The organism is Blautia sp. St.27G3, assembly GCF_059728505.1.
The window spans coordinates 228,905-247,925 of sequence record NZ_BAAGFO010000003.1 but is presented as its reverse complement, the minus strand read 5'-3'; the positions used below and the strand labels follow the sequence as shown (position 1 = coordinate 247,925).

The window sequence follows — 19,021 nt, the reverse complement described above, 5'->3', positions numbered from 1 at the left end:
GATGAAAGTAGTGAGGATAAAGCGGCATCAGTTTAATATGGCAATTATTTATTTTTCAACGTAGTAGTATAACAACAAGGAAGGAGAATCTTATGAAGAAGAAGTTAGTATCTATTTGTTTATCGTTCCTCTTCGCAGGCCTTTGTTTTACGGGCGCGAGCGCTGAAACCGCTGATTCAACGGACGCTCTGCCGGTAGTGGCATCGGAAAAGGAGTTCATGCAGAACCCGACCACGTACTGTAATCCCATTTCTCTTACTCAGGGATCAGGAAGACTGCTCAGAGGCGGCGAGCCGGTTATCACAATATTTGAAGATGACTACTATCTGTTTGTAAGTCATAAAAAAGGTTATTGGTGGTCACCGGACTTCGTAAACTGGACGTATGTCGATGCACCGGAATTACAGGCCGGAATAGTTGGCGTTGTGGAGATCGACGGCAAATTGTATAACTACGCAGGAAATACCAATGACAAGGTAATGACGACTGACGACCCGAAATCAGGTGTCTGGTATGATGCAGGTACATTCTCCAGCAACAACTACGGCGACGCCAGCATGCTTTACGATGAAGAAACCGGCCGTCTGTTTATGTACTATGGATGGTCTCAGCTTCTTGGTATCCGCGTCGTTGAACTGGATAAGACAACCTTCAAGGAAATCAGCGAACCGGTTGTCTGCATCTGGGGCGACCCGCATAACCATGGCTGGGAAACCAGATATAAAAAGGACAATATCTTCCCGTACTTCGATTACAGAGACTACCGTGAAGAGGAGTATGGCTGGACGGAAGGCGGCCACCCGCTCAAGTACAATGGCAGATACTATCTGCTGTATTCATCTATCGGTCTTGAGTTCTACTCCTATGGTCAGGGCGTATACGTAGCAGATGATCCGATGGGGCCTTATGTATATGAGGAAGAAAATCCGTTTACTCTGAAGACCACAGGCGTAGCTCCGGGCGGCGGCCACGGCAGTATCTTCGTAGACAAGAACAATAATGTTTGGGGCGCTGCTATGATGCCGTTCGCACAGTCCGGTGGACGTGGTGACACGCTTATCTCTCTCTACCCGGCAGGCGTCGATGAAGACGGCGTAATGCACGGAAAAACGGAATTTGGTGATTATCCGCAGTATCTTCCGGGCGTCGTAGAGAATCCGATTGAAGACGGCTTTACGGGATGGGTACTTTTGTCTCTGGACAAAAAGATCGAAGCATCTTCCACGCTTGAGAACTGCTGGACGGCACATGCAGTAGATGAGAATACGAAGTCATTCTGGTCTGCTGAAACAGGCGATCCGGGCGAATATATCACCGTAGACCTTGGCGCAGAATGTGATATCCGCGGTATCCAGATTCTGTGGGACAAAGATCCTGACACTACACGGAGTCGTGATCCGCTTGACCGTTATCAGTCCTATACGGTTGAAGTATCTGACGACAACGAGAACTGGACCATGGTTATTGACAAGAGCAATAACGTTCAGGATCTGCGAAGCGATTACACAGAACTTCCGGCTCCTGTATACGCACGCTATGTGAAGCTGACAAATGTATTTACGCCAGACGATGGAAAGTTTGCTGTAAAAGCGCTTCGTGTTTTCGGTAATCCGGAAGAGGCAACTTGGACAAAGGTAGAGAATGTAACGGTTGTTCGTGACAAATTAGACCGCCGCTACGCTCATCTGGTATGGGAGCAGGTGGATGGCGCCGAGGGATATATTGTGCGCTACGGCATCGCACCGGACAAACTGTATAACAGCTATATGGTTTACTGGGACAGCTACTTAGACATTCCGAGCCTGAACGTTGATCCGGAATATTATTTTGAGGTTGAGGCTTTCTCCAGCAACACACCGCGTTACGTGGAAAACACATTTGAAACGCAGGGTAGAGGCGCTGAACTCGATCTGATAAAAGAGGCCGACGAAGAAGCAGGGACAGAGAGTAGTACGGAAAGAATTATGACGTATGAAACTTACGGAAGAGACGAGGTATATGTATTTGACGACATCACACCTGGTACTTACTCTGTAAGACATACTTTCGGCGTTGGCATCTGGGGCCCGGTAGAACTGACAGAAGAAGAGCTGATCGGAACAGGCACCGAGCCTACGATCACTGCACTCAACCTGACACAGTTTGGTAATGGTTCAACTCAGTGGGGTACCGTTGAAGTAAGAGTATATCCTGGTGAGGAGAGCGGAAGAATAGAAGTAACATTCAAATACGACAAGTAATATTCAGAGGCCACCGGCATAGCCGGTGGCCTCGGTTTGTCTACAAAAGACCGCGTTTCCCACGATAACATGGTATAATAAGAATCGTGAGATAGGAGGAAACGCTGATTTAATTGAACATTTCGACTGACTGAACTCGCTACATCTGTTATAATAATGATATCGCGAAAGGGGAACAGTCATATGAAACAACAGACTTTCAGCGATATCGAATATTCCAACCGCAGGAAAAAAATAAACGGTAGGAAGGAAACTTTGCAATGACACACAAAAATGAAAGGAATCTAAAATGCGTCTGAAAAATGTATTAATTGTAGTCAGTGATATAGAAAAATCAATTGCTTTTTATAAAGACTTGCTTGGTCTAAATGTTATTTTGGATCAGGATGGCAACGTGATTATGAGTGAAGGGCTTGTCCTTCAGGATAAAGCGATCTGGGAGCGTTTTCTTGAAAAAGAGGTTATTTTCCGAAATCATGCATCGGAACTGTATTTTGAGGAAGCTGATCTGGAAGCGTTTGCGAAGAAGCTGGAAAATTACCACGAGCCGATTGTATATGTGAATCGGCTTATGGAGCATGCATGGGGGCAGAAAGTGATTCGTTTTTACGACCCGGATGGAAATCTGATAGAAGTTGGAACACCTATGAGGACAACAGATGATTGATTTATATTATGTTGAAGATGATCCGGATATTGCACAGATTGTAAAAGAATATCTGGAACGTCATGAGATGAAGACAGAGCTGCTATGCAGCATTGCAGATGCGAAGCAGGTATTACAGCGGAAAATCCCGGCGCTTTTGATCGTTGACCGGAACATGCCGGATGGGAATGGCGATGAACTGTGCAGGTGGGTCCGGCGCCGGTTTGGAGGCAAGATCCCGATCCTTTTTCTGACCGTCAGGGGTGAGACTGCCGACATTGTCCAGGGATTTCAGGATGGAGCTGACGATTATGTGGTAAAACCTTTTGAACTGGAAGTGCTGTATTCACGGATCATGGCGCTGCTTCGAAGGACAGGCCTGAGGAAAGAGACGCGGCTTTTTTGCAATGATATTGTTGTGGATACGGAAAAACTATCCGTTTACTGTGGAACCGAGGAGATTTTGCTGAGTCAGCCAGAATACCGGCTGCTGGTATTGCTGCTGGAGAATAAAGGAAGAACCGTGACCAGAAAACAGTTGCTGGAACAGGTCTGGGACAGCGAGGGAAATTATGTGAACGATAATACACTGACGGTTGCTATGAAACGGCTCCGTGAGAAACTACATCATCCTTCCTGTCTGAGGACGATCCGCAGTTTTGGTTATCGGATGGAGGACAGCGTATGATAAAGCAGGGAATACAGAAAAAATACCGGTTTGGGAAATGGCCGGCAGTGCTTGTATATCTGGTCTGTGTGCTTGGCATAGCGTTTTGGGGTGTGAACAGATACAGATGGGCGGTTTATGAATACTTTTCCGGGTTTTGTGCGCTATTTGTAGAGGAGCATCCGGAAGCAGAGGCAGAAGTGATTTCATGTGTGAAAGCGTATGATGTTTTGCCGAAGTGTGGAAGTCAGTTTCTGGAGCAGTATGGATATAAAGGCAGTGAGTTTTTGGAAGGGATTGCATGGGAGGCTTTGGCTTTTTTTGCAGTATGGGCCGGGCTGTTGGCCGGAGGATTCCTTCTTTTTTTATATTGCCAGGAAAAGAATTACAGGAAACGGATTGTAGAACTCACAGAATATCTGGAGCAGGTGAATACGGGTGATAGCGGGACAATTTTGCAGGTACGGGAGGATGTATTTTCGCATTTGCAGGATGAAATGTATAAGACAGTCACTGCACTGTATCAGACGCGGGAACATGCCGTGGAGGCAAAGAAGAATTTTGCGGAGAATCTGGCGAATATCGCACATCAGCTAAAAACACCGATTAGCGCATTATTTTTGTCGATGCAGCTTATGGAAAAAGAAACGCCACATGCCGGTACAGAACAGATGAAACGTCAGCTGGAACGGCTGTACCGGCTGGAAGAATCGTTGCTGATGCTCGCCAAGATTGATGCGGGAATTTTGCGGCTGGAGCGTGAGAAGGTAGATCTTTATACAGCGCTGAATCTTGCAGCTGAGAATCTGGAAGAGCTGTTGGCAAAAAAGAAAATTTCTGTGGAGATCCCGGAGCGGGGGTGTGTTGAGATAAACGGAGATTTGGAATGGACCATGGAGGCCTTTTTGAATCTGATAAAAAACTGCATGGAGCATTCGAAACCAGGGCAAAGCGTACATTGTGATTATTCCCAAAATCCGTTGTATGCTGAGGTTTTGATCTGGGATGAAGGTACGGGGATTGCAAAAGAGGACCTTCCGCATCTTTTTGAACGGTTTTACCGGGGGAAAGGGGCTGCCGATGGCGGGGTTGGGATTGGTCTGGCGCTTGCACGTTCTATATTGGAGCTGGAAAATGGCAGTATTGCTGTGCGGAATCTTCCAGAGGGCGGGGCCTGTTTTGAAATAAGGATTTACAGTCACTGAGATGTCACTTTCTTTTGTTATACTGGGGCAGTAGATGACCGTTTATAACAGAAAGGAGTGTGTGTATGGAAATACTGAAGTGTGAAGGGGTACGAAAAATTTATGGTTCTGGCAATAATCAGGTGGTTGCTTTGGATCGGATTGACCTGTCTGTGGAAAAGGGGGAATTTGTCGCGATTGTCGGGGCATCCGGTTCCGGGAAATCGACGCTTCTGCATATGCTTGGCAGTGTCGATCAGCCGACAGAGGGAAAGATTTTTGTGGAGGGAACGGATATTTCTACGATGAGCCGGACACAGGCCGCCATATTTCGGCGCAGAAAGGTAGGACTGGTGTATCAGTTCTACAATCTGATTCCGACGCTGACCGTGCGAAAAAATATTCTGATGCCGCTTGCGCTGGATAAGCGAAAACCAAACCAGGAGTATCTGGAACAGATTGTTGATTCACTGGGGATTGCGGATAAAATGGAATGTCTGCCGAACGAGCTGTCAGGCGGTCAGCAGCAGCGGGCAGCCATTGCGCGTTCTCTGATTTACCGTCCGGCACTGTTGCTGGGAGATGAACCGACAGGGAATCTTGACCGTAAGAATTCGAGGGAGATTATTGATTTGCTGAAACTGTCGAACCGGAATCTGAATCAGACCATTTTGCTGATTACGCATGACGAGAAAGTTGCGCTGGAGGCAGACCGCATCGTAACGATAGAGGACGGGCGTATTGTCAGTGATGAGAAGCGGAGGTAGATGGCATGTGGAGAGAGTATTCAGCGGATTATATCAAACAGAATCGTTCCTCTGGACTGTCGATCGTGGTGGCAGCTTTTATTGCTGCGCTGTTTCTGTCTTTTCTGTGCAGTCTTTTTTACAATTTCTGGCTGGACAATGTGGAAGGAACAAAAATGGAAACCGGAGACTGGCATGGACGTATTACAGGCGCTTTTCATGCAGAGGACCTGGAGTTGATTGAGCAGTTTGCCAATGTGGAGAAGGCAGTCGTGAACGAAGAACTGTCTGGTGAACAGAAAACAACCGTAGATGTTCTTTTTTTCAATAAAAGAACCGTTTATCGGGATATGGAGGCCATCAGAGCGTGGTTCAAAGCGGCAGAAAGTGATGTTACATACAATTATCAGCTATTATCGCTGTATTTTATCCGTATTCCGGGAGATTCGATGCCGAGGCTTCTGATGCCAGCGTACCTGGCTGTGGTGCTGATTGTGTGTGTTTCTCTGATTCTGGTCATCCATAATTCCTTTGCGGTGTCGATGGACAGCAGGGTTCATCAGTTTGGTATTTTTTCCAGCATCGGGGCTACGCCAGGACAGATACGGATTTGTCTGCTTCAGGAAGCGTTTCTGCTATGCGCAGCTCCCATTTTTGTGGGACTTCTCGCAGGAATAGCGCTCAGTTTTGGTACCATGAAGGCGATGGGGATGCTGACGGCGGAGCTGGTAGGAGGTCGACAGGTGAACTTTTACTGGCATCCGGCAGTTTTTGCAGGGATTCTTTTTCTGTCTTTTTTGACAGTGCTTATTTCGGCATGGATTCCGGCGAACAGACTAAGCAGACTTACGCCGCTTGAAGCAATAAAAGGGACTGCTGAGATGCAGCTGAAAAAGAAAAAGAGGTCGCCCATTCTGACAATGCTGTTCGGCGTGGAGGGTGAACTGGCGGGGAACGGGCTAAAGGCCAGAAAAAAGGCGCTGCGGACCACTTCGCTTTCGCTGATGCTTGCCTTTTTTGGATTTATGATGATGCAGTGTTTTTTTACACTTTCCGGGATCAGTACGGATTATACTTATTTTAAGGCGTATCAGGATGTCTGGGATGTTATGACAACTGTGAAGGATACAAAAATTGAAGCATTTGGACTGACAGCTGAGCTGAAGGAATTGCCGGGAGCGGACAACACCGTCTTGTACCAGAAAGCAGAAGCTTTGTGCAGACTGCCCAAGGATGCGGAAAGTGAGGAGCTGAAAAATCTTGGCGGGGTAACAGTGTTTGGGGAAGAAGTGGCAGACGACGAAGCGGATTTTCGGAAGGTGAAAGCGTCTGTCATCATACTGGACGATGAGAGTTTTAAAGAATTCTGTGGACAGGTCGGGATAGCGCCTCGCATCGACGGCGCAATTCTGTTAAATCGTATTTGGGACAGTATCCACAGTAATTTTCGCTATCCGCAGTATATTCCTTATGTCAGAGAGGATTTAGATACCGTTGTTTTGCACAGAATGGCGGCCGCTGGAGAAGCGGGGCAGGTTATGGATGAAAAAGATTCCGCAAAAGTTCCGGTACTTGCCTGTACAGATATGACTCCGGCGCTGAGGGAGGAATATGGAAAGTCAGATCATGATCTGGTACATTTTATTCCATTGTCTTTGTGGCGGGAGATTTCAGGTAAGGTAGGGGGCGCGGAGCCGGACTGCTATATCCGGGCGCTGGCCGGTGATCGGACGTCTCCGGAAGCATTGTGTGCGCTTGAGGACGAGATTATAAAAAATGTGGGCCAGACATATGAAGTGGAAAGTGAAAACCGAATTCAGGAGAAGCTTGATAATGATAAAATGATTGCAGGTTATGAACTTGTATTGGGAGGATTTTGCGTGCTCCTAGCTATCATTGGAATTGCGCATGTATTTTCGAATACACAGGGATTTTTGCGGCAGAGGAAGAAAGAATTTGCCCGTTATATGTCAATAGGGCTGACACCCAGAGGAATGTGGAAAATATTTTGTATAGAAGCTTTGGTTACAGTCGGACGTCCGATGTTCCTTACTCTGGTATTGACGATAATGGCAATGGCAGTTATGATAAAAGCAAGTAATCTGAATGCTTTGGAGTTTATCCGGGTGGCTCCGGTTCTTCCGATTCTGACATTTATTTTTACTGTTTTCGGGTTTGTGGCGCTGGCTTATTTTCTTGGAGGAAGAAAGCTGAGCAAGTGTGAACTTGCCAAGACGCTGAGGGGCGACAGTATGTCGGAATGATCTGAAAAGATCATAGAGAAAGAAAAGTTTCGCAGAAAATTTTTGAAACATGACATATAGCTGTCATGTATCCTTTGTTATAGTTTCGGTAGTCTGGCGGGCAGGGGATTTTACAAAAGTTATGGAAGCATGTGAACACAAATATATGGTTATGATAATCAGGATAATAGGAAGGTGCTAGAAGATGGCAAGTAAAGCAGAATTTGTGGAATATATTGCAGATCAGCTGTCAGGTGCAGGGCAGATTACATACCGAAAAATGTTTGGGGAATATGGCATGTACTGCGACGGCAAAATTTTTGCATTGATCTGTGGAGACGAATTGTTCATCAAAATTACGGAAGCGGGAAAGGAGCTGGAGCCGCAGCTTCCGCAGAAACCGCCGTATGAAGGGGCTAAGCCATATTTTTTGATTGAAGATACGGATAACAGAGAATGGCTGACACAGTTTGTATCAGAAACGTGCCGGGCGCTTCCGGCTACGAAGCCGAAGAAAGGAAAGAAAAGCTGATATGGCATTTGATTACAAAAAAGAGTATCGGGAGTTTTATATGCCGCCAAAGAAGCCGGATTTCGTCGAAGTACCGGAGATGAATTATGTCGCGGTCAGGGGAAAGGGCGATCCGAATGAACCGGATGGAGCATATAAAAAGGCGATTGGTCTGTTGTATGCAGTGTCGTTTACAATCAAAATGAGCAAAATGGGTTCCAATAAGATCGAGGGCTACTTTGATTATGTCGTTCCGCCACTGGAAGGACTTTGGTGGCAGAGCGGCACAGAGAAAATTGATTATTCCAGAAAAGAAAACTTTTCGTGGATTGCGATGATTCGTCTGCCGGAATTCGTGGGAAAAGATACGTTCGACTGGGCTGTGAGAGAAGTATCAGAAAAGAAACAGATGGATGTATCAGATGTATTTTATTTTACGTATCAGGAAGGATTGTGCGTGCAATGTATGCACATCGGCGGGTACGACAACGAGCCAGAAACGATGGAGCGAATGGAAGCGTTTACAGAGGCGGGCGGTTATGAGGCGGATTTGTCGGGAGGACGCCTGCACCATGAGATATATTTGAGTGATCCGAGAAGGTGCAAGGAGGAAAGGCTTCGTACTGTGATACGCACACCCATCAAGAAGAAAGATGCTTAAAGGGGCATGGTAAAAGATGTAGGAGAGAGAAATTCATATGAGGGAATGAGAGGATGAAGCAAAATGGTGCTTTATCCTTTTTTTGTTTGTTTTTGTTTGTGAATGTTTCCTTTATTTTTCAGAAAGAGTTTTTCTTGACATATCGTGTTTCGCCTGATAATATATAAAAATAATATATATAAAATTTTTATATATAAGAAAAAAACATATGAGAGGTGATGATTTGTACTATCCGGTTTCTTCACTTATGATAGAGTATTTAATTCTTGCGGTGATCAACAGGCATGACTCTTATGGGTATGAAATCAGCCAGACCGTAAAGCTTGTTGCGGCGATTAAGGAGTCAACGCTGTATCCCATTTTGAAGCGGATGGAAAGCAGTGGATTTGTGTGCACCTACAAAGAGGATTTTCAGGGCAGAACACGAAAGTATTATTCCATAACGGAGCAGGGAAAGGAACAGCTGGGATTTCTGGCACAAGAATGGATATCCTACAGAGATACGATACAGGCAATTATTGACGGGAGGTTATAGGTGTGAATAAGGAAGCATATTTGAATCAGCTGGAGAAATATTTGAAAAGGCTGCCGCGCGAAGAGTTTGAGCAGGCAATGGATCATTTCAGAGAGCATTTTGAAGATGCGGGAGAGGCGCATGAGGCGGCAGTGATTGAAGAGCTGGGAAGTCCGCGGGAGGCAGCGGCCGAGCTGCTTGGAAATCTTTTGGCAAAACAGACAGAACAAAAAGGAAAACAGAACCAAATTTTTCAGGGAAAAAGCATTAAGCTTACGGTGCTTGCCCTGTTGGCTGCACCAATCGGCATTCCGCTTTTTGCGGCGGGAATTCTGACGCTGCTGAGTGGGATTCTGGCAGGGATATGCGTGCTTGCGGGCGCGGCCTGTGCTGTAGCAGGAGGCGTATTGATCGGCGGGAAGCTTTTGATTCGGGGGATTCTGGCTGCTCCGTACTCGATTTCCGGATTTTTATTTATAACGGGCAGCGGAATTTTACTGTTTGGGCTTGCAATCCTTGTAGGAGTTGGGCTCTGGAAGCTAAGTCGTTTAATGGAAAGAGGTCTGATGGCACTTGTGAAAAAAATTTTGCGAAAGGGGAAAGCATAAAATGGAAAAAATAACAAAAAGAATTCTGATAGCAGGCTGTATTTGCAGCATTGCAGGGGCATGCTTCTGCGGTCTTGGATATGCGGCAGGCGGCTGGGATTATGCGAAGGAGGCAGATCTGAATAAGCTGGACGGGGCTGCAAAGAGAAGTGATACGCAAGGCATGAAAGAGGATTGTATTCTGCTGGACGAAGTTTCGGCTGTTGATGCAGAACTTGGCGATTATAATTTTGAGATCAGAAAATCAGAGGATGAAAACTATTATCTTTCTTACTGTTTGCAGGAGGAAAAGGGGGAGCTTCCACTGCTGTATGAGGTGGAGCAAGGAAATTTGAAACTGCGGAAAAAAAATTATTTTTATATTATGCAGATTTCGATACCGTGGTTTGAAACAGAGATAAAAGAGGAAAAGGTTATCCTGTATATTCCGGAAAATGCAGTGCTAAAGGAGTGCAGAGTTTCAGCAGCGGACAATGACCTTACATTTGATAATCTGGAATGTGAGGAAGTGGAAATCAAACAGAAATACGGCGTTTTGGAAATAAACGATTGTGTATTCCGACAGGGAACGGTTTCCTCAAAGGACGGAGGGGTAGATGCAGAGCGGTTCTGTTTCCAAAAGGTTGATTTTGAGTTGCATGACGGCGATCTGGAATTGCATGACGGGATTTTGGATGATGTGATATTGAAGTTTTCTGACAGCGATCTGGAAGCAGAAGAGCTGGAGCTCAAAAATGAGATTGCGATAGATGGTCATTACGCAGATCTGAGTCTGAAGCTGAAAAAGGGACAGGAGGAGAACCTTTCTTTGATTCTGGATACGAAGGACGGCAGTATTGAGGTGGCGCCGGAATATTACGGGGCATCGTCTGTGACGGAAGACGGAGACAAGGAGCATTTCGAATACAATACCAGGGAAGCAGCGGGAACACTGAAGGCTGAAATTCGGGATGGAGGTATAACGATCAGCTAGGGCGCGCAGAACGTGAGGCTGAGTTTTTAAATGTACCCTGGTATCTGCCAGGAGGAAACGGTACACAGGCGACCGCGTTTGTGTACCGATATTGCAGGAAAAGCTTGACTTTCCGGGCTTGTTCGTGTTACACTATACGAGCGTATGGAAGCAGGCTTTTTTTTTATGCCTAAAAAACAGCGGGTTTCCGCTGACGTAAACTAAACGGAAGGTGAGGTGGAAGTTGTGCGTGTAAGAATCACATTGGCATGTACAGAGTGTAAGCAGCGTAATTACAACATGACGAAGGATAAGAAAACGCATCCTGACAGAATGGAAACGAAGAAATACTGTCGTTTCTGCAGAACACACACATTACACAAGGAAACGAAATAATCGGTAGACCGTGCAAAGGAAGTGAGAACATGGCAGAAAAAGCTGAAAAGAGTTTAAAGAAAAGCTGGTTCAGTGGCCTGAAGGCTGAATTTAAAAAAATCATCTGGCCGGATCAGAAATCACTGGTGAAACAGACAGGTGCTGTCGTTGCCGTTTCTATCGTACTGGGAATCATGATTGCCATTATGGATTTTATTTTCAAATATGGTGTGGATGTTCTGGTAAATATCAGTTTCTAAAAGAATTGAGGGCATAGGTGATTGTATGGCAGAGGCTAACTGGTATGTAGCGCATACTTATTCAGGGTATGAAAACAAAGTAAAGGCCAACATCGAGAAGACGATTGAAAACAGACATCTGGAAGATCAGATTCTGGAAGTCCGTGTGCCGCTTCAGGATGTTGTCGAAGTGAAAAATGGTGTGAAGAAAACAGTTCAGAAAAAGTTGTTTCCGGGCTATGTGCTTCTCAACATGGTGATGAACGATGACACCTGGTATGTTGTACGGAACACACGTGGCGTGACGGGATTTGTCGGGCCGGGTTCCAAGCCGGTTCCGCTCACGGATACGGAGATGTTTAATCTCGGTATTCAGGCGAATGATACTACCGTTGAATTCGCAGAAGGGGATTCAGTTACAGTAGTCGGCGGTGTTTGGAAGGATACAGTCGGAATGATCCAGGCTGTGAACCAGGGCAAGCAGAGTGTCACAATCAACGTTGAACTGTTCGGCCGTGAAACGCCGGTAGAAATAAGTTTCACAGAAATCAGAAAGCTGTAATCCTGCTGGGCAGAGTGCACAGAGGATTCACAGAGTAACAGCAAGCAGTTCCCTCTGCAGAGGCAGAGGGGCGTGGGAGGGAAGAAACCCCCGACATTACCACATAGGAGGTGCCTGACATGGCAAAAAAAGTAACAGGTTATATTAAATTACAGATTCCTGCTGGAAAAGCAACACCGGCTCCGCCAGTTGGTCCGGCTCTTGGACAGCATGGTGTGAACATTGTTCAGTTTACAAAAGAGTTCAACGCAAGAACGGCAGACAAGGGTGATCTGATTATCCCGGTTGTTATTACCGTTTATGCGGACAGAAGTTTCAGCTTCATCACAAAGACTCCGCCGGCAGCAGTTCTGCTGAAGAAGGCATGCAACCTGAAGTCTGGTTCCGGAGTTCCGAACAAGACAAAGGTAGCTACGATTTCCAAGGATAAAATAAGAGAAATCGCTGAGATGAAGATGCCGGACCTGAATGCAGGCAGCGTTGAGGCTGCTATGAGCATGATCGCAGGTACTGCGCGCAGCATGGGTATCACAGTAGAGGAGTAGGCACTGAACGCTTAGCGAGCACGAGCGAAATATCGTGCGCCTTTCGTTGAGCGGACATACCCTTAAAGAATAAATATTTTGTAAACGAACAAATAAAGTGGGAGGGAATTTCCCGCAAACACCACCAGGAGGTCATTTAATATGAAAAGAGGAAAAAAATACGCAGAGGCTGCAAAGGCAATCGACCGTACAGTTCTCTACGATGTAAACGACGCTATTGCACTGGCTAAAAAGTCAGCAGTGGCAAAATTTGATGAGACAATCGAAGTTCATATCAGAACAGGCTGCGACGGACGTCATGCAGATCAGCAGATCCGTGGCGCAGTTGTACTTCCGCACGGTACCGGTAAGAAAGTTCGTGTCCTGGTATTTGCAAAGAATGCAAAGGCAGACGAGGCACTGGCAGCAGGCGCTGAGTACGTAGGCGCTGAAGAACTCATTCCGAAGATTCAGAATGAAGGCTGGCTGGATTTTGATGTAGTAGTTGCTACACCGGACATGATGGGCGTTGTAGGACGTCTGGGTCGTGTACTTGGACCGAAGGGCCTGATGCCGAACCCGAAGGCAGGTACTGTTACAATGGATGTAACAAAAGCTGTTAATGATATTAAGGCTGGTAAGATTGAATACAGATTGGACAAGACAAACATCATTCATGTGCCAATTGGAAAAGCTTCCTTCACAGAGGAGCAGTTAACGGACAACTTCCAGACGCTTATTGAAGCAATCAACAAAGCAAGACCGGCAGCTGTAAAGGGCCAGTTCCTGCGGAGCGTTACCATCGCACCGACTATGGGACCTGGAATCAAGCTGAATCCGACAAAGCTTGCTTAATCAGACATTGCATATGATCCCCGAAGGTACGCGCTTCGGGGATTTTTTGCGCGTTGGCAATGAGCCGTGCCATCAGCAAGATACCCCCGCTGCATGAGCTTACCTCATGTGCAGCGGGGGGTATCTTGCTGATGATAGGGCGAAGCCCGCGATCCGGACGAGTTTACTCGTCCGGATGCACGGTGTAGTTACAGTGGGGGTGAAAAAACACTTGACAAACCGCCCGCACACGTGATATCTTGTACAGGATGACTGCCGAAGACAGCAGGTGCCGAAAGGCATAAGGAGAAAACGCCTGCCGAGGAGTATAGAGATTCTCAGGAAGAATTTATGCCCTCTGTCTGACAGAGGGATTTTTTATGCACACGCCCGCATTAGGAATACAGTTGCTGATGCAACATGTGGGTGGCACAGCGAGCAGGGAAAGAAATTTTCCCTACTCGATTTATCTCCTGCATAATCCGGCGGTACACTTAAATCTATAAGGAGGTGCACCATTCATGGCAAAAGTTGAACAGAAGAAACCAATCGTTGCAGAGATTGCAGAGAATATCAAAGACGCTCAGTCTGTTGTTCTGGTTCATTACAGCGGTATTACGGTGGAAGCAGATACAAAGCTTCGTAAAGAATTAAGAGAAGCCGGTATCACTTACAAAGTATACAAAAACACAATGATGAACTTTGCATTCGAAGGAACTGACTGCGAGCCGCTTTGCAAACATCTGGATGGACCGAATGCGATCGCTATTTCCAAAGATGATGCGACAGCACCGGCAAGAATTATTTCCAAGTATGCAAAAGAAGCTCCGACAATGAAGATGCTGGCTGGTATCGTAGAAGGTGGTTACTACGATGAGAAGGCGGTAAACGCTCTGGCATCTGTTCCGTCAAGAGAAGAACTTCTTGGAAAACTTCTTGGAAGTATCCAGTCACCGATTACCAATCTCGCTCGTGTGCTTAATCAGATTGCAGAAGCAAAGGCTGAGTAAGAAAAGGGATCGCTATTAAAACGAAAAACTATTATAATCAGGAGGAAAATAAAATGGCAAAATTAACAACAGCTGAATTTATCGAAGCTATTAAAGAGTTATCTGTACTTGAGCTGAACGAGCTGGTAAAAGCTTGTGAGGAAGAATTTGGTGTATCTGCAGCAGCAGGCGTTGTAGTTGCAGCAGCAGGCCCGGCAGAGGCAGCAGAAGAGAAGGATGAGTTCGATGTAGAACTTACAGATGTAGGCCCGAACAAGGTTAAGGTTATCAAGGTTGTTCGTGAAGCTACAGGTCTTGGTCTGAAGGAAGCAAAAGAAGTAGTAGACGGCGCTCCGAAGGTAATCAAGGAAGGCGCTTCCAAGGCAGAGGCAGAAGAGCTGAAGACAAAACTCGAAGCAGAAGGCGCAAAAGTAACACTGAAATAATCGGAAAAATTTTCAGTTGTGCACAAAGAAATGAGGGCAGCCCGAAAGTCAGAAATGACTGGGGCTGTTCTTTTTTTATACTTAGTATAAGCATAGCAACTTTTGTCCTTGACACAACTTTCCAATTGTGCTAAAGTGTAAGTTGCATTATTGTGCAGGATTGTACCCCATGGTATAACTATGCCCAAAAGTTGAATCAGACTGCAGAAAGAACAGAGGTGAAACATCAATGGAGAAAAACAGGATACATCCTATTACAAATGGGAAAGGCTTCCGAATGAGCTATGCGCGCCAGAAGGAAGTCCTTGAGATGCCGAATCTTATTGAAGTTCAGAAGGACTCTTACCAGTGGTTTCTGGATGAGGGTCTGAAAGAAGTCTTTGATGATATCTCTCCAATAGAAGATTACAGCGGCAAGCTGAGTCTTGAGTTTGTTGATTTCAAATTGTGCGAAGATGATGTGAAGTACACGATCGAAGAATGTGTGGAGCGTGACGCGACGTTTGCTGCACCGCTTAAGGTTCGGGTTCGTCTTCATAATAAAGAAAATGACGAGATCAGTGAGCATGATATTTTTATGGGAGATCTTCCGCTGATGACAGCGACTGGCACGTTCGTAATCAATGGTGCAGAGCGTGTTATCGTTAGCCAGTTGGTTCGTTCTCCTGGCATTTATTATGCAATCGCGCATGACAAGCTGGGTAAAAAACTTTATTCGTGTACGGTGATTCCGAACCGTGGCGCCTGGCTGGAATATGAAACAGACTCCAATGATGTTTTCTATGTACGAGTAGACAGGACGAGAAAGGTTCCGGTTACTGTCCTGGTTCGTGCTCTTGGTATCAGTTCCAATGCAGAGATTATAGATCTGTTCGGTGAAGAACCGAAAATTGTTGCGACCCTCGCGAAAGATACTTCAGAGAATTATGAAGAGGGTCTGCTTGAGTTGTATAAAAAAATCCGTCCCGGTGAGCCGCTTGCGGTGGAGAGCGCAGAAAGTCTGATTATGAGTATGTTCTTCGATCCGCGCCGTTACGATCTGGCCAAGGTGGGAAGATATAAATTCAACAAAAAGCTGTTGCTGCGCAACCGCATCAGCGGACATATTCTGGCAGAGGATGTAATTGATACAACAACTGGAGAGATCATTGCGGAAGCAGGCACAGAGGTTACGCGGGAGCTGGCGGATCAGATTCAGAACGCCGCAGTGCCGTTCGTGCTCATTCGTACCGAAGAGCGGGATGTAAAGGTTCTTTCCAGCATGATGGTGGAACTGAGCGATTTTGTTGACTGTGACCCGCACGATCTGGGTATTACAGAGTTAGTATACTACCCAGCGCTTCAGAAAATACTGGAAGAAAATGAGAATATTGAGGATATCAAAGATGCGATCCGGAGATCGGTTCATGAACTGATTCCGAAACACATCACAAAAGAGGATATCCTTGCCTCCATCAATTACAATATACATCTGGAATATGGCATCGGCAATGACGATGATATTGACCATCTGGGCAATCGTCGTATCCGTGCAGTCGGTGAGCTGCTTCAGAATCAGTACCGTATCGGTCTTTCGAGACTGGAGCGCGTTGTCCGTGAGCGTATGACCACACAGGAGATTGAGGGTATTTCCCCGCAGTCTTTGATTAATATCAAACCGGTCACAGCAGCTGTAAAAGAGTTCTTTGGTTCCTCTCAGCTGTCACAGTTCATGGATCAGAACAATCCGCTGGGTGAGCTGACACACAAGAGACGTCTCTCTGCACTTGGACCGGGAGGTCTTTCCAGAGATCGCGCCGGATTTGAGGTGCGTGACGTACATTATTCTCACTATGGAAGAATGTGCCCGATTGAGACGCCTGAAGGTCCGAACATCGGACTGATTAACTCGTTGGCTACGTATGCGCGAATTAATGAATATGGCTTTGTAGAGGCGCCATACCGTAAAATTGACAAGACAGATCCGAAGAATCCGCGGGTTACAGAGGAAGTTGTTTATATGACAGCGGATGAAGAGGATAATTATCATGTGGCGCAGGCAAATGAGGCGCTTGACGAAGAGGGACATTTTATCCGTAAAAATGTTTCCGGTCGTTATCGTGAGGAGACACAGGAATATGAGAGAAGTATGTTTGATTACATGGATGTCTCCCCGAAGATGGTATTCTCAGTTGCTACAGCGTTGATTCCGTTCCTGGAAAATGACGATGCAAACCGTGCTTTGATGGGGTCCAACATGCAGCGTCAGGCCGTTCCGCTTCTGACTACAGAGGCTCCGGTTGTCGGTACAGGTATGGAAACCAAGACGGCAGTAGACTCCGGTGTCTGCGTGGTAGCACGCAATGCCGGTATAGTAGAGCGTTCAAGCTCCAAAGTAATTGTGGTTCGTACGGATGACGGTATGCGTGATGAGTATCATCTGATGAAGTTTGTGCGAAGCAACCAGAGCAACTGCTACAACCAGAGGCCGATCGTTTATAAGGGCGACCGTGTGGAAAAAGGTGATGTAATTGCGGATGGTGCCTCCACATCGAATGGTGAAATTGCACTCGGAAAGAATCCGCTGATCGGTTTCATGACCTGGGAAGGCTACAATTACGAGGATGCCGTTCTTTTAAGTGAAAAACTGGTTATGGAAGATGTTTATACATCCGTCCATATTGAGGAATATGAGGCAGAGTCCCGCGATACAAAGCTGGGGCCGGAAGAAATTACAAGAGATGTTCCTGGCGTCGGAGACGATGCACTGAAAGACTTGGATGAAAGAGGTATCATTCGTATTGGCGCGGAGGTTCGTGCGGGAGATATCCTGGTCGGAAAGGTTACGCCGAAGGGCGAGACAGAGCTGACCGCAGAGGAACGTCTGCTTCGGGCGATTTTTGGAGAGAAGGCGCGTGAGGTCCGCGATACTTCTCTGAAGGTACCGCATGGTGAGTACGGTATTGTTGTAGATGCGAAGGTATTTACGCGCGAGAATGGCGATGAGTTGTCGCCTGGCGTGAACCAGGCTGTCCGTATTTACATTGCTCAGAAGAGAAAGATTTCCGTTGGAGATAAAATGGCCGGACGTCATGGAAACAAGGGTGTTGTTTCTCGTGTGCTTCCGGTAGAAGATATGCCGTTCCTGCCGAATGGCCGTCCGCTGGATATCGTGCTGAATCCGCTGGGCGTGCCGTCGCGTATGAATATCGGGCAGGTGCTTGAGATTCATTTGAGCCTTGCTGCAAAGGCGCTTGGCTTTAATGTGGCAACACCGGTATTTGACGGTGCAAATGAGATTGATATTATGGATACTCTGGATTTGGCAAATGATTATGTAAATCTGGAGTGGGAAGAATTTAAGGCAAAACACGAGGAAGAGCTTCTGCCGGAAGTTCTGGACTATCTGTATGAAAACAGAGATCACAGAGCACTCTGGAAGGGCGTTCCGATTTCAAGAGATGGAAAGGTACTGCTTCGTGACGGACGTACCGGAGAGTATTTTGACAGCCCGACAACGATTGGTCACATGCATTATCTGAAACTGCATCATCTGGTAGATGATAAGATTCATGCGCGTTCTACCGGCCCGTATTCTCTCGTTACACAGCAGCCTCTGGGTGGTAAGGCTCAGTTCGGCGGACAGCGTTTCGGAGAGATGGAGGTTTGGGCGCTTGAGGCGTACGGCGCATCCTACACACTGCAGGAAATCCTGACAGTAAAATCGGATGACGTTGTAGGACGTGTCAAGACCTACGAAGCGATCATTAAGGGAGAAAATATCCCTGAACCGGGTATTCCGGAGTCCTTCAAGGTGCTCTTGAAAGAGCTTCAGTCGCTTGGCCTGGATGTCAAGGTGCTCCGTGAAGATAATACAGAAGTTCATCTTATGGAGTCTGTTGATTATGGCGATACAGACCTGCGATCTGTTATTGAGGGTGACCGCAGATACCACAACAAAGAGGAAGAGTCCTTTGGCAACTATGGTTTCAGCAAGCAGGAGTTTGAAGGCGGCGAGCTGGTAGACGTGGAAGAGGAAGAAGATACAGAGGGCGATGAGGACTTTTTGGAACTGGAAGAAACTTTTGACGAAGAGTAGCG

At 46.5% G+C, this 19,021-nt stretch carries 19 protein-coding genes and 1 other annotated feature; all 19 genes read left to right on the top strand.

What is annotated here, in order from left to right; all coding sequences use genetic code 11:
• Positions 1-92: 92 nt before the first annotated feature.
• The 19 genes from AC6I2O_RS15135 (at position 93) to rpoB (ending at position 19,019) form a co-directional block, all read left to right on the top strand.
• Positions 93-2,240, top strand: a complete 2,148-nt coding sequence (locus AC6I2O_RS15135; RefSeq protein ID WP_120390833.1) for a discoidin domain-containing protein — start codon at positions 93-95, stop codon at positions 2,238-2,240.
• Positions 2,241-2,529: 289 nt separating this feature from the next.
• The gene (locus AC6I2O_RS15130; protein ID WP_120390832.1) at positions 2,530-2,907 is read left to right on the top strand and encodes a VOC family protein; all 378 of its coding nucleotides are present in this window, start codon (positions 2,530-2,532) and stop codon (positions 2,905-2,907) included.
• Positions 2,900-3,574, top strand: a complete 675-nt coding sequence (locus AC6I2O_RS15125) for a response regulator transcription factor (protein ID WP_120390831.1) — start codon at positions 2,900-2,902, stop codon at positions 3,572-3,574. Before AC6I2O_RS15130 ends, AC6I2O_RS15125 begins: the two co-directional genes overlap by 8 nt.
• Positions 3,571-4,758, top strand: a complete 1,188-nt coding sequence (locus AC6I2O_RS15120; RefSeq protein WP_497743113.1) for a sensor histidine kinase — start codon at positions 3,571-3,573, stop codon at positions 4,756-4,758. Before AC6I2O_RS15125 ends, AC6I2O_RS15120 begins: the two co-directional genes overlap by 4 nt.
• A 65-nt stretch (positions 4,759-4,823) precedes the next feature.
• Positions 4,824-5,504: an ABC transporter ATP-binding protein gene (locus tag AC6I2O_RS15115; RefSeq protein ID WP_120390829.1), complete on the top strand. Its 681-nt coding sequence runs from the start codon at positions 4,824-4,826 to the stop codon at positions 5,502-5,504.
• A 5-nt stretch (positions 5,505-5,509) separates the two neighbouring features.
• Entirely contained in the window at positions 5,510-7,747 is a 2,238-nt protein-coding gene (locus AC6I2O_RS15110) for an ABC transporter permease (RefSeq protein ID WP_497743111.1), read from the top strand.
• Positions 7,748-7,931: 184 nt separating this feature from the next.
• On the top strand, positions 7,932-8,258 hold the full coding sequence (locus AC6I2O_RS15105) for a TfoX/Sxy family protein (RefSeq protein WP_120390827.1): 327 nt from the start codon (positions 7,932-7,934) through the stop codon (positions 8,256-8,258).
• Between the two features lies 1 nt (position 8,259).
• A complete protein-coding gene (locus AC6I2O_RS15100; protein ID WP_120390826.1) occupies positions 8,260-8,898 on the top strand; it encodes a GyrI-like domain-containing protein in 639 nt (212 codons plus the stop codon).
• A 208-nt stretch (positions 8,899-9,106) separates the two neighbouring features.
• The gene (locus tag AC6I2O_RS15095; RefSeq protein ID WP_497743109.1) at positions 9,107-9,433 is read left to right on the top strand and encodes a PadR family transcriptional regulator; all 327 of its coding nucleotides are present in this window, start codon (positions 9,107-9,109) and stop codon (positions 9,431-9,433) included.
• 2 nt (positions 9,434-9,435) lie between these two features.
• Complete coding sequence (locus AC6I2O_RS15090) at positions 9,436-10,020, top strand: DUF1700 domain-containing protein (protein ID WP_497743108.1); 585 nt, start codon at positions 9,436-9,438, stop codon at positions 10,018-10,020.
• A 1-nt stretch (position 10,021) separates the two neighbouring features.
• Positions 10,022-10,993: a DUF4097 family beta strand repeat-containing protein gene (locus AC6I2O_RS15085; protein ID WP_120390824.1), complete on the top strand. Its 972-nt coding sequence runs from the start codon at positions 10,022-10,024 to the stop codon at positions 10,991-10,993.
• 225 nt (positions 10,994-11,218) lie between these two features.
• The gene (gene rpmG, locus AC6I2O_RS15080; protein WP_120391318.1) at positions 11,219-11,368 is read left to right on the top strand and encodes a 50S ribosomal protein L33; all 150 of its coding nucleotides are present in this window, start codon (positions 11,219-11,221) and stop codon (positions 11,366-11,368) included.
• A 29-nt stretch (positions 11,369-11,397) separates the two neighbouring features.
• The gene (secE, locus tag AC6I2O_RS15075; RefSeq protein ID WP_120390823.1) at positions 11,398-11,607 is read left to right on the top strand and encodes a preprotein translocase subunit SecE; all 210 of its coding nucleotides are present in this window, start codon (positions 11,398-11,400) and stop codon (positions 11,605-11,607) included.
• A gap of 25 nt (positions 11,608-11,632) precedes the next feature.
• Positions 11,633-12,148, top strand: coding sequence for a transcription termination/antitermination protein NusG (gene nusG, locus AC6I2O_RS15070; RefSeq protein ID WP_120390822.1), 516 nt, complete (start codon positions 11,633-11,635; stop codon positions 12,146-12,148).
• A gap of 119 nt (positions 12,149-12,267) precedes the next feature.
• Complete coding sequence (gene rplK / locus AC6I2O_RS15065) at positions 12,268-12,693, top strand: 50S ribosomal protein L11 (protein WP_120390821.1); 426 nt, start codon at positions 12,268-12,270, stop codon at positions 12,691-12,693.
• 141 nt (positions 12,694-12,834) lie between these two features.
• Positions 12,835-13,527, top strand: a complete 693-nt coding sequence (gene rplA, locus AC6I2O_RS15060) for a 50S ribosomal protein L1 (protein WP_120390820.1) — start codon at positions 12,835-12,837, stop codon at positions 13,525-13,527.
• A gap of 237 nt (positions 13,528-13,764) precedes the next feature.
• Positions 13,765-13,895, top strand: a sequence feature (ribosomal protein L10 leader region).
• 132 nt (positions 13,896-14,027) lie between these two features.
• Positions 14,028-14,516, top strand: a complete 489-nt coding sequence (rplJ, locus tag AC6I2O_RS15055) for a 50S ribosomal protein L10 (protein ID WP_120390819.1) — start codon at positions 14,028-14,030, stop codon at positions 14,514-14,516.
• A 53-nt stretch (positions 14,517-14,569) separates the two neighbouring features.
• Positions 14,570-14,941 (top strand): 50S ribosomal protein L7/L12, encoded by a 372-nt coding sequence (rplL, locus tag AC6I2O_RS15050; RefSeq protein WP_120390818.1) that lies wholly within the window; start codon positions 14,570-14,572, stop codon positions 14,939-14,941.
• Positions 14,942-15,170: 229 nt separating this feature from the next.
• Positions 15,171-19,019, top strand: coding sequence for a DNA-directed RNA polymerase subunit beta (gene rpoB, locus AC6I2O_RS15045; protein WP_120390817.1), 3,849 nt, complete (start codon positions 15,171-15,173; stop codon positions 19,017-19,019).
• Positions 19,020-19,021 lie beyond the last annotated feature (2 nt).

Bases quoted from the DNA above. Each gene is read 5' to 3' on its own strand.
- AC6I2O_RS15135 (WP_120390833.1), top strand. From the start codon at position 93: ATGAAGAAGAAGTTAGTATCTATTTGTTTATCGTTCCTCTTCGCAGGC.
- AC6I2O_RS15130 (WP_120390832.1), top strand. From the start codon at position 2,530: ATGCGTCTGAAAAATGTATTAATTGTAGTCAGTGATATAGAAAAATCA.
- AC6I2O_RS15125 (WP_120390831.1), top strand. From the start codon at position 2,900: ATGATTGATTTATATTATGTTGAAGATGATCCGGATATTGCACAGATT.
- AC6I2O_RS15120 (WP_497743113.1), top strand. From the start codon at position 3,571: ATGATAAAGCAGGGAATACAGAAAAAATACCGGTTTGGGAAATGGCCG.
- AC6I2O_RS15115 (WP_120390829.1), top strand. From the start codon at position 4,824: ATGGAAATACTGAAGTGTGAAGGGGTACGAAAAATTTATGGTTCTGGC.
- AC6I2O_RS15110 (WP_497743111.1), top strand. From the start codon at position 5,510: ATGTGGAGAGAGTATTCAGCGGATTATATCAAACAGAATCGTTCCTCT.
- AC6I2O_RS15105 (WP_120390827.1), top strand. From the start codon at position 7,932: ATGGCAAGTAAAGCAGAATTTGTGGAATATATTGCAGATCAGCTGTCA.
- AC6I2O_RS15100 (WP_120390826.1), top strand. From the start codon at position 8,260: ATGGCATTTGATTACAAAAAAGAGTATCGGGAGTTTTATATGCCGCCA.
- AC6I2O_RS15095 (WP_497743109.1), top strand. From the start codon at position 9,107: ATGAGAGGTGATGATTTGTACTATCCGGTTTCTTCACTTATGATAGAG.
- AC6I2O_RS15085 (WP_120390824.1), top strand. From the start codon at position 10,022: ATGGAAAAAATAACAAAAAGAATTCTGATAGCAGGCTGTATTTGCAGC.
- secE (WP_120390823.1), top strand. From the start codon at position 11,398: ATGGCAGAAAAAGCTGAAAAGAGTTTAAAGAAAAGCTGGTTCAGTGGC.
- nusG (WP_120390822.1), top strand. From the start codon at position 11,633: ATGGCAGAGGCTAACTGGTATGTAGCGCATACTTATTCAGGGTATGAA.
- rplK (WP_120390821.1), top strand. From the start codon at position 12,268: ATGGCAAAAAAAGTAACAGGTTATATTAAATTACAGATTCCTGCTGGA.
- rplA (WP_120390820.1), top strand. From the start codon at position 12,835: ATGAAAAGAGGAAAAAAATACGCAGAGGCTGCAAAGGCAATCGACCGT.
- rplJ (WP_120390819.1), top strand. From the start codon at position 14,028: ATGGCAAAAGTTGAACAGAAGAAACCAATCGTTGCAGAGATTGCAGAG.
- rplL (WP_120390818.1), top strand. From the start codon at position 14,570: ATGGCAAAATTAACAACAGCTGAATTTATCGAAGCTATTAAAGAGTTA.
- rpoB (WP_120390817.1), top strand. From the start codon at position 15,171: ATGGAGAAAAACAGGATACATCCTATTACAAATGGGAAAGGCTTCCGA.